Below are 8,859 nucleotides of genomic sequence, written 5' to 3' on the forward strand. Positions count from 1 at the left end.
ACGCTGGCAGGATCGCGGTGGTGATCGCGGCGGACCGCGCCAGCCGGACAGCGGCTGGAACCGACCGGGCGGCGACAGCGGCTGGAATCGCGGGGGCGAACGCCCGCAACCGCCCCAGACCCAGCCGCAGGCTCAACCCCAACCGGTCCGTCCCGATGGCGATCGTGACCGCAACCGTGGCGGCGAAGACCGGCGCGGCGACCGCGATCGCGACAACAACCGCTGGGACAATAACCGCGATTGGGGCCGTAACGATAACCGCTGGAACAACGACGGCCGAGGCGGAGACCGCAACGATTATCGCTGGAACGACAATCGCGGCTGGGACCGCAACGACCACCGCCCGTCGGGCGACCGCTATCGCGATCGTGATCGTGGCCGGCCCCACTACGATCGCTACACCTATCGTCCCAGCTTCCATGCGCCGCAGCGCTACCGCGCGCCGGCCTACCGCTATCCGCGCGGCTGGTATGTGCGCAGCTGGTCGTTCGGCGACTATCTGCCGGGCGGCTGGTACGGCAGTTCGTACTATCTCGACGCCTGGCGCTACGGCCTGCCCCAGCCGCCGATCGGCTGCGAGTGGGTGAGGGTCGGCGACAACGCCGTGCTGGTCGACGTCTGGAGCGGCCAGGTCCTGAGCGTCTGGTACGATCTCTTCTGGTGAATGACGACGACGGGGCGGGGGAGCAATCCTCCGCCCCGTTCCCTTTGACGCCGCCGCTCCCTAGATATCGCCGTGACTTGAAGGGGACGCTCATGAAGCCGACCGGGATCGACCACGTGGTGCTCAGGGTGCGCGACCGCGCCGTCGCCGAGGCCTTCTACATGGATGTCATCGGCTGCGTTCTGGAGCGCCGGCAGGACAAGATCGGCATGACCCAGCTGCGCGCCGGCTCCTCCCTGATCGACCTCGTCGAGGTCGACGGCGAGCTGGGTCGGAAGGGCGGCGCGGCGCCAGGCGAGGAGGGCCGCAACCTCGACCACTTCTGCCTCGCCATCGAGAACTTCGACCTGGAGAGGGTCAAGGCCGAGCTGCGCGCCAAGGGCGTCGACCTGGGGGAGGAGGGCGAGCGTCATGGCGCTTCGGGCCTTTCTGTCTCGCTCTATCTGAGGGATCCGGACGGCAACGGATTGGAGCTGCGAGGCTGAGCTCGCGCGCCGTCGCGACGCCTTTTGCGCGCACGAACATGGCGAAGGACCGTGCGAGCCTTTAAAACCGTGTTCGCGAAGGCTTTGGCGTTTCGGCGTTCTGTCGGCTTCACCTTGACGAAACGGCAAAAAAACGCTCAAACGCCCGGCCTTCGTCGCTCGTCCGTTGCGTCGGGCGACCTTGATTGACCAGTCCTGGAGAAAAAACATGCGCGTCTACTACGACCGCGACGCCGACATCGCCCGCATCCTGGACCGGAAGATCGCTATCGTAGGCTATGGCAGCCAAGGCCACGCCCACGCCCTCAACCTTCGTGACTCGGGCATCAAGAACGTGGCCGTCGCCCTGCGCGCCGGCTCGCCGACCGCCAAGAAGGCCGAGGGCGAGGGCCTGAAGGTCATGACGGTGGCCGAAGCCGCCGCCTGGGCCGACCTGATCATGATCCTGGCGCCCGACGAGCATCAGGCCGCGATCTACAAGAACGAGATCGCCCCCAACATCCGTGACGGCGCGGCCCTGCTGTTCGCCCACGGCCTGAACGTCCACTTCGGCCTGATCGAGCCGAAGGACACCATCGACGTCCTGATGGTCGCCCCGAAGGGCCCGGGTCACACCGTGCGCGGCGAGTACCAGAAGGGCGGCGGCGTGCCCTGCCTGATCGCCGTGCACCACAACGCCACCGGCAACGCCCTCGACCTCGGCCTGGCCTACGCCTCGGCCATCGGCGGCGGCCGCTCGGGCATCATCGAGACCAACTTCCGCGAAGAGTGCGAGACCGACCTGTTCGGCGAGCAGGCGGTCCTGTGCGGCGGCACGGTCGAGCTGGTCCGCGCTGGCTTCGAAACGCTGGTGGAAGCTGGCTACGCGCCGGAAATGGCCTATTTCGAGTGCCTGCACGAGCTGAAGCTGATCGTCGACCTCATGTACGAGGGCGGCATCGCCAACATGAACTACTCGATCTCGAACACCGCCGAGTACGGCGAGTACGTCACCGGTCCGCGCATCATCACGCCGGAAACCAAGGCCGAGATGAAGCGCGTGCTGGAAGACATCCAGTCGGGCAAGTTCGTGCGCGACTTCATGCTGGAAAACCAGGTCGGCCAACCCTCGTTCAAGGCGACCCGTCGCCGCTCGGCCGAGCACCAGATCGAGGAAGTCGGCGGTCGTCTGCGCGGCATGATGCCCTGGATCGCCAAGAACAAGCTGGTCGACCAGGCCAAGAACTAAGGCTTTCGGGCTTTCAGACCTCTAGTACCCAAAGCGTAAATCCCGCGAAGCCCTCGGCCCTCCCAAGGCCGGGGGCTTTTCGTTTGTGGCTTGCGCGGCTGGCCCGCGCGCGGAAGAGTTGCGGCGGTTCCGCTTGGGACGAGGGAGAACGACATGAAACGACTGCTCGCCGCCATGGCCGCTGGCGCGGTTCTGAGCGCCGCCGCCGCCCCCGCCTTCGCCGCTGAGGTCGCCTATAAGCTCGATCCGGCCCACACCGAGACCAGCTTCGTCATCGATCGTTTCGGCTTCACCTCCGTGATCGGCCTCTTCGCCCAGTCGGAAGGAACGATCTGGCTGGACGAGGCGGCGCCGGAAAAGTCGCGTGTCGAGGCCACCGTCAATGTCGACAGCCTGCTGACCGCCAACGCGACCCGCGACGAGCACCTGAAGGGCGAACGCTGGCTGAACGCGGCCAAGAACCCGACCATGACCTTCAAGTCGACCAAGGTCGAAAAGACCGGCGACACAACCGCCAAGGTCACTGGCGACCTGACGATCATGGGCGTGACCCAGCCGGCCGTTCTGGACGTCAAGCTGAACAAGATCGGCACGGCGCCCAACAACCAGAAGAAACAGGCCGGCTTCACCATCACCGGCCAGATCAGCCGCAAGGCGTTCGGCAGCGCCGGCGCGGCCGGCATGATCGGTGACGCCGTGAATATCCGCATCGAGACCTTGGCGGTGGCGCAGTAGTCTAACCGAGGACGAACACCGGCCCCCAGCCCAGCTGGCAGCGGTGTTCGCCCGAGGACAGGTGCGGCCGCAACTGCCAGGCGCCGGGTTGCAGAACGCCGGGCGGGCGACCCTCGACATAGGTCACGGTCAGGATCTCGCCGCCGGGCTCCGAGACCGAGAACTGCCTGATCGGCGGAGCGGCGTTGGCGAGGGCCAGGGCGATCTCGTCGGCGCTGCGTACGCGCAGAGGCGCGGGACCGGCCAGGCGGGCGGCGACCTCGGCGTAGGCCCCTACGGCGATCACCCGCCGTCCCTGGCGCAGCACGCCGTAGCCCACATGGGTGAAGCCGGGCGCCAGTAGATTGGCGCGATGGCCGGGGCTGTCGCGCCACTGGTTCATGATCTGGTCGGGGCGCACCGGACCGGAGGCGTTCAGACGCATGGCGATGTTCTCGGCCGGCGCGCCGATCAGGTCGCGGGCCAGGAGGCCCACGCGGCCCGCCGGAGAGAAGCCCTCCCGCGTCAGGTGGTCGAACCGCTCGGTTACGGCCATGTCGGCGGCGTGGGCGCGCGCGGCGTTGGCCAGGCCCGCGTCCCAGGCCAGGGCCGGCAGGTCTTGGCGACGCCGGAAGATGGTGTTGAGGTCGAGCAGGGTCTGCTCGAAATCCGGGTCGAAATCCCCGCCGGGCGGATCGGCCAGCAGGCCGCGCAGGCGGCGATCATAGGCCAGCCAGGGCTGGGACGCCGCCGCCTGGACGGCGGTGGCCGCGGACGTGGTCGCCAGGGCCACCCCGCCGGCCAACAAGGTTCTTCGCGCGATCGGCTTCATTCAGTCTCCGACAAGGCGTTGCGCGGCCGCCCATTGACATGGGAGGCCGCGAGCCAGACGTAAGGCGCATGCGTCCCGTCCGTTCCCTATGGCTCGCCGGCCCCGAGGCCTGGCTTCCCGATTTCGAGGCCCAGGCCGCACGCCAAAGAGCTCTGTGCCTGGACGCCGGCCTTGAGGCCCTGATCCCGGCGCGAATGCCGCCTGGCGAGGGCGGCGACGAGCTGGAGGCCCGTCAGTTCTACGCCGCGCGCATGGCGCAATTGCGCCAGGCCGATGCGGGCGTCGTCAACCTGACGCCGTTTCGCGGTCCCTCCGCCGACACCGCCGCCGTGTTCGAGGCTGGTGTCCTGGCTGGGCTCGGACGGCCGATCTTCGCCTATCTGAACGTCACCAGCGAGATCCAGGCCGAGTATGTGGCCCGGGTCGACACAATGCTGGGCGCCACCCTCGACGAGAACCGGGTCTGGCGCGACGGCGACGGCTGCATGATCGAGGACCACGGCCTGCCCGAGACCGTCATGCTGTGGGGCGAGGCTCGCCGGCTTTTCGTGATCGTGACCCACGACCCCGAGCGTGACCTGACTGGCCTGGAGCTGTGCCTGGAGGCGCTGGCGCTTTACGCGGAATAGGCCCGCAAAGGCCGGAGGCGGCGAGCAGTCTCGACCGCGGCCGCGCCTCGCGACGACCCAAAAAGCGGGCGTTAAGGCTCGACCTATACCGTGCTTGGCAATACGACCGGTCGGGGCGTCGCCAGGGGGATGGGTTACGGTGAGTTCTGATCCCTCGCGCCAGGAGGCCGGATCGGCCGCGCTCTTCGCGCCCGGTGCCTACATCTCCGGCCTGGACGGCCTGCGCGCGGTCGCCGTGCTGCTGGTTCTGGTCGGACATCTCGGCTTCGAGAAACTGATCCCCGGCGGGCTGGGGGTGACGGTCTTCTTCTTCATCAGCGGATTTCTGATCACCACCCTGCTGACGCGGGAGGCTCGCGCCCACGGGACCATCTCGATCAGCAAGTTCTACATGCGCCGCATCATACGGCTCTATCCCGAGCTCATTCTGCTGATCGTGGTCGGCGGGACGGTGGGCCTGTTCCTCTACCACGGGGTTCGACCGATCGACGTCGCCGGCGCGCTTGGCTATTTCACCAACTATCTGGTTCTTCATGACGAGGTTTCGGGCGGCGGGCCCGGGCCACGATGGCCCCACCTGTGGTCGCTCGCGGTGGAGGAGCATTTCTACCTGACGTTCCCGCTCCTGATGTGGGCGTCGTGGCGCCGACGCGGGCTGCTCGCCGCCGTCCTGGCGCTAGTTTGCGTGGCCGCGCTGGCCTGGCGCTTCCATGTCCATGCGGCGGGGGCGCCGTTCGGCCTCTCGCAGACCGTGGCGCAGCCCTATACGGCGCTGGCGTCGGAGGCCCGGATCGACTCGATCGCCTATGGCTGCCTGGCCAGCCTGCTGTTCCAGCAGGCGGGGGAGTTTCTGTCGCGGCGGCCCGCGCTGTCGCTCGCGGCTGGCCTGGTGGGAGCGGCGGGGCTGCTCTTCTCCTTGGCCTGGCGGGATGAGGTCTTCCGCTACACCTGGCGCTACAGCCTTCAGGGGCTCGCCCTGATGGGCTTTTTCATCGGGCTCTATCTCACCCCCGCCGGGGTCTGGATTCGAGGCGCGGTCCTCGACCTGCCCCTGATCCGGCGCTTGGGCGTGCTCTCGTACGGCGCCTATCTTTGGCACATGGAGATCGTCCTGGCCTGCGGCGCCTGGTCCGGTCGGGCGCCGCTCGACCTACCGCTTTCCTACAAGATCGGTCTGACCCTGGGCGGCGCTGTCCTGAGCTTCCTCCTGGCGGAGGTCTCACTACGCGTCGTCGCGCCCGTGCAACGCCTGCGGCATCAGCTGTTTAGCCGCTAGAGGGCCGTCCGACCTCACCAGCCCAGAGCCGCGTCTCCACGCAGGATCGCCTCGGCCTGCGCCGAGTGCTTGCCGCCTTCGCGGTCGTGCAGCACCAGCGGGGGCAGCAGGACCAGGGGGGCCTTGCCCGTCTTGACCGCTCGCACGATCACTCGCTTGGCCGGAGCGTCCGCGAAGGGCGCGATGGGCCGGATCCTGAATGAACCGGCCTTGGGCGCCAACAGCGCCAGGATATCGGCCAAACGGTCGGCCCGATGGATGAGGGTGATCGTCCCGCCCTCGCGCACCGCCTTCAGGCAGAAGCCAGTCCAGGCCTTGAGGCCGCCGTCCGCCATCCACGCGCCGCTCTTGGCCGGGGAGGGCGCGCGCAGGGCGGCGGGGTCGTCGAAGAAGGGCGGATTGGCCATCACCGCATCGAAGACGGGCAGGGACAGCGCCCTAAAGCCGGCTTCGACGTCGCCCTCGACGATCGCGACTCGGTCCGACAATCCATTCAGCGCCGCGTTCTCGTCGGCCAGGGCGGCGGCGACGGAATCACGCTCAACGCCCTGGAACATTGCCTCCGGCCGGCGAGTCGCGGCCGCCAGCAGAGCGCCGCCGACCCCACAGCCCGGCTCCAGCACCCGTTGGCCGGGCATGGCGTCGCAAGCCGCCGCCAGAAGGGCCGCGTCCATGCCGGCCCTATAGCCGTCGGCCTTCTGGCGCAGCCGCACACGGCCTCCCAGAACTCGATCCTCCGTCACCTGCCGATCGTCCAATGCTTTCTAGGCCTTGTGCTCGCCTTGACCGTGACCTATCCCGCCACCATTGTCCCTCGCAACGGTTGATCCCGGGGGGAAGCCGCAAGGAGACCATGGTTTTGGACGTAGCCGCAGCGACCCTCACCCGTAAGCCGGGTTCGGTGGATCGTCTCGTGCGCCTCGCCGAGACTGACATGGCGGGCGTGAATCGGCTGATCACCGACCGGATGCAGAGCGACGTGCCGATCATTCCGGCCCTGGCCGAGCACCTGATCGCAGCCGGCGGCAAGCGCCTGCGGCCGCTGCTCACGGTCGCCGCCGCTCGCCTGGCGGGCTCCGATAACGACAACTGCCTGAAGCTGGCGGCCGCCGTCGAGTTCATCCACACCGCGACCCTGCTGCACGACGACGTGGTCGACGGCAGCCAGTTGCGCCGGGGCAAGGTCGCCGCGCATCTGATCTGGGGCGCGGCCCAAAGCGTGCTCGTGGGCGATTTCCTGTTCGCCCGGGCCTTCGAGCTCATGGTGGAAACAAGCTCGATGAAGGCGCTGGAAATCCTGGCCCGGGCCAGCCGCGTCATCGCCGAGGGCGAGGTGATGCAGCTTATGCGCAGCCACGACCTGAATCTCTCGCAGGTGATCTATCTGGAGATCATCCAGGCCAAGACCGCCGAGCTGTTCGCCGCGGCCTCCGAGGCCGGCGCGGTCTCGGCCGGGGTCGACGCGGCCAGGACCGACGCTCTCAAGGCCTATGGTCTCAACCTGGGCCTGGCCTTCCAGCTGGTGGACGACGCCCTCGACTACGGCGGCGCGACCGAGACCCTGGGCAAGAACGCCGGCGACGACTTCCGCGAAGGCAAGGCGACCCTGCCGCTGTTGCTGGCCATCGCCCGCTCGGGTCCGCGCGAGGCCGAATTCTGGGAGCGCGCCATCGGTCGCCGCGAACAGACCGAGGCCGACTTCCGCCGGGCGCGCGAGCTGATCATCGGGGCCGGCGCGCTCGACGCCACGCTCGACCTGGCCGCCGACTACGCCGACAAGGCCAAGGCGGCCTTGGCGATCTTCCCGGCGAACGACTGGCGCGAGGCGCTCGAGGGCCTGGCCGACTTCGCCGTCAGCCGGCGGGCCTGATGCGCTTCCACGACGCGCTCCACAGGTTCACGGCGGACCGGCCATGGGGGGCGACGGACCTGGGCGAGGTGGACGGCGCCACCGTCCGCGTGCACTGGACCGACAAGCCCTACATCTGGCACGTCAACGATGGCGCCGAGGCGTTCGTCGTGCTCGCGGGCGTGGTCGACATGCGTTACCGCGACGCCGATGGGGAGCATGTCCGGCGGCTGAACGCCGGCGACGCCTGCTTCGCGGACGTGGGCGACGAACACGTGGCCCACCCGGTCGGCGAGGCGCGCATCCTGGTGGTGGAACGCAAGGGGAGCGTCTGACGGGATGATCCGCTTCGCTCTGAACGTCCTCTGGTTCATCTGCGGCGGCCTGGTGACGGGGCTGGGCTGGCTGCTGGCCGGCGTGTTGCTGGCCATCACCATCGTAGGCCTGCCCTATGCCGGCGCGGCCTGGCGGATCGCCGGCTTCGCCTTCTGGCCATTCGGCAAGGAGATCGTCAGTCGCGAGATCCTGACCGGCCGCCACGACCTGGGAACGGGGCCGCTGGGCGTCCTGCTGAACGTCGTATGGTTTGTCCTGGCCGGCTGGTGGCTGGCGCTTGGCCACGTCCTGGTCGCGGTCGCCGAAGCGGTCACGATCATCGGCATCCCGTTCGCCATCAAGGACCTGCAACTGGCCCATATCGCCCTGGCCCCAATCGGCCGCGAGGTCGTGCGGCGCTAGAAGCCGGTAAACAGGCGATCGAGCGCGCGGCGTATGGCGTCTTCGTAAGCGATCGCCGAGCCAACGCGATGCCGAAGATCCGTTTCGCGGACCGCGGTCATGCCGGTCATGCTGATCAGCAGGATGTCCTCATCGCGGTTCAACGGGATCTCAAACGCGCTCACGGGGAGCGTTCTGCCCCTCAAGACAGGCGCGACGATTGCCTCCGTCAGCCCTGTGGCATGGTGCGACGAGAGTACGACCACGAGCGGTACGGCTTCCCGCATCGCCGACACCGGATTCTCATACAGATCGAATTGGCGCACTCACCAGGTCCGTAGATGATCCGAGAGCAGGCCATGCTCCTCGATGAAGCGATTATGCTCCGCGATCGCCTCGGCGTTCTCCTCGGCCCAACGGCGCGCACGCGCTTCGCCTCCGGCCGGATCCACCTTTTGCAGATGC

13 protein-coding genes are annotated in these 8,859 nt (G+C 68.1%); 9 read left to right on the forward strand and 4 right to left on the reverse strand.

What is annotated here, in order from left to right:
* The 4 genes from VJ655_RS04260 to VJ655_RS04275 form a co-directional block, all read left to right on the forward strand.
* A partial coding sequence (locus VJ655_RS04260) for an RcnB family protein (protein ID WP_324109824.1) occupies positions 1 to 664 on the forward strand: 664 nt, incomplete at its 5' end.
* 92 nt (positions 665 to 756) lie between these two features.
* Positions 757 to 1,149, forward strand: a complete 393-nt coding sequence (locus tag VJ655_RS04265; protein WP_324109825.1) for a VOC family protein — start codon at positions 757 to 759, stop codon at positions 1,147 to 1,149.
* A 166-nt stretch (positions 1,150 to 1,315) separates the two neighbouring features.
* Complete coding sequence (ilvC, locus tag VJ655_RS04270; RefSeq protein ID WP_324109826.1) at positions 1,316 to 2,377, forward strand: ketol-acid reductoisomerase; 1,062 nt, start codon at positions 1,316 to 1,318, stop codon at positions 2,375 to 2,377.
* Positions 2,378 to 2,530: 153 nt separating this feature from the next.
* Positions 2,531 to 3,112, forward strand: coding sequence for a YceI family protein (locus VJ655_RS04275; RefSeq protein WP_324109827.1), 582 nt, complete (start codon positions 2,531 to 2,533; stop codon positions 3,110 to 3,112).
* A gap of 1 nt (position 3,113) precedes the next feature.
* Here VJ655_RS04275 and VJ655_RS04280 read toward each other — a convergent pair whose 3' ends face one another.
* Positions 3,114 to 3,923, reverse strand: coding sequence for a CAP domain-containing protein (locus VJ655_RS04280; RefSeq protein WP_324109828.1), 810 nt, complete (start codon positions 3,921 to 3,923; stop codon positions 3,114 to 3,116).
* Positions 3,924 to 3,991: 68 nt separating this feature from the next.
* Here VJ655_RS04280 and VJ655_RS04285 point away from each other — a divergent pair, with 68 nt between their 5' ends.
* Both VJ655_RS04285 and VJ655_RS04290 read left to right on the forward strand, forming a co-directional pair.
* Positions 3,992 to 4,552 (forward strand): nucleoside 2-deoxyribosyltransferase, encoded by a 561-nt coding sequence (locus VJ655_RS04285; protein WP_324109829.1) that lies wholly within the window; start codon positions 3,992 to 3,994, stop codon positions 4,550 to 4,552.
* A gap of 139 nt (positions 4,553 to 4,691) precedes the next feature.
* Positions 4,692 to 5,828 (forward strand): acyltransferase, encoded by a 1,137-nt coding sequence (locus VJ655_RS04290; protein WP_324109830.1) that lies wholly within the window; start codon positions 4,692 to 4,694, stop codon positions 5,826 to 5,828.
* A gap of 14 nt (positions 5,829 to 5,842) precedes the next feature.
* On the opposite strand, the gene VJ655_RS04295 is transcribed toward VJ655_RS04290, so the two are convergent.
* Positions 5,843 to 6,586 (reverse strand): tRNA1(Val) (adenine(37)-N6)-methyltransferase, encoded by a 744-nt coding sequence (locus tag VJ655_RS04295; RefSeq protein ID WP_324109831.1) that lies wholly within the window; start codon positions 6,584 to 6,586, stop codon positions 5,843 to 5,845.
* Positions 6,587 to 6,687: 101 nt separating this feature from the next.
* On the opposite strand from VJ655_RS04295, the gene VJ655_RS04300 reads away from it, so the two are divergent.
* Genes VJ655_RS04300 through VJ655_RS04310 form a run of 3 tightly spaced genes read left to right on the forward strand, consistent with a single transcriptional unit; the run spans position 6,688 to position 8,415 of the window.
* The gene (locus VJ655_RS04300) at positions 6,688 to 7,698 is read left to right on the forward strand and encodes a polyprenyl synthetase family protein (protein ID WP_324109835.1); all 1,011 of its coding nucleotides are present in this window, start codon (positions 6,688 to 6,690) and stop codon (positions 7,696 to 7,698) included.
* On the forward strand, positions 7,698 to 8,012 hold the full coding sequence (locus tag VJ655_RS04305) for a cupin (protein WP_324109832.1): 315 nt from the start codon (positions 7,698 to 7,700) through the stop codon (positions 8,010 to 8,012). The genes VJ655_RS04300 and VJ655_RS04305 overlap by 1 nt, the downstream gene beginning before the upstream one ends.
* Before the next feature lie 4 nt (positions 8,013 to 8,016).
* Complete coding sequence (locus tag VJ655_RS04310) at positions 8,017 to 8,415, forward strand: YccF domain-containing protein (protein WP_324109833.1); 399 nt, start codon at positions 8,017 to 8,019, stop codon at positions 8,413 to 8,415.
* On the opposite strand, the gene VJ655_RS04315 is transcribed toward VJ655_RS04310, so the two are convergent.
* Positions 8,412 to 8,720: a CcdB family protein gene (locus tag VJ655_RS04315; RefSeq protein WP_324109834.1), complete on the reverse strand. Its 309-nt coding sequence runs from the start codon at positions 8,718 to 8,720 to the stop codon at positions 8,412 to 8,414. The genes VJ655_RS04310 and VJ655_RS04315 overlap by 4 nt on opposite strands.
* A complete protein-coding gene (locus VJ655_RS04320; protein WP_324109836.1) occupies positions 8,721 to 8,846 on the reverse strand; it encodes a type II toxin-antitoxin system CcdA family antitoxin in 126 nt (41 codons plus the stop codon).
* Positions 8,847 to 8,859: the final 13 nt, after the last annotated feature.

It is taken from the genome of Caulobacter sp. (genome assembly GCF_035254145.1).
Taxonomy (GTDB): Bacteria; Pseudomonadota; Alphaproteobacteria; order Caulobacterales; family Caulobacteraceae; genus Caulobacter.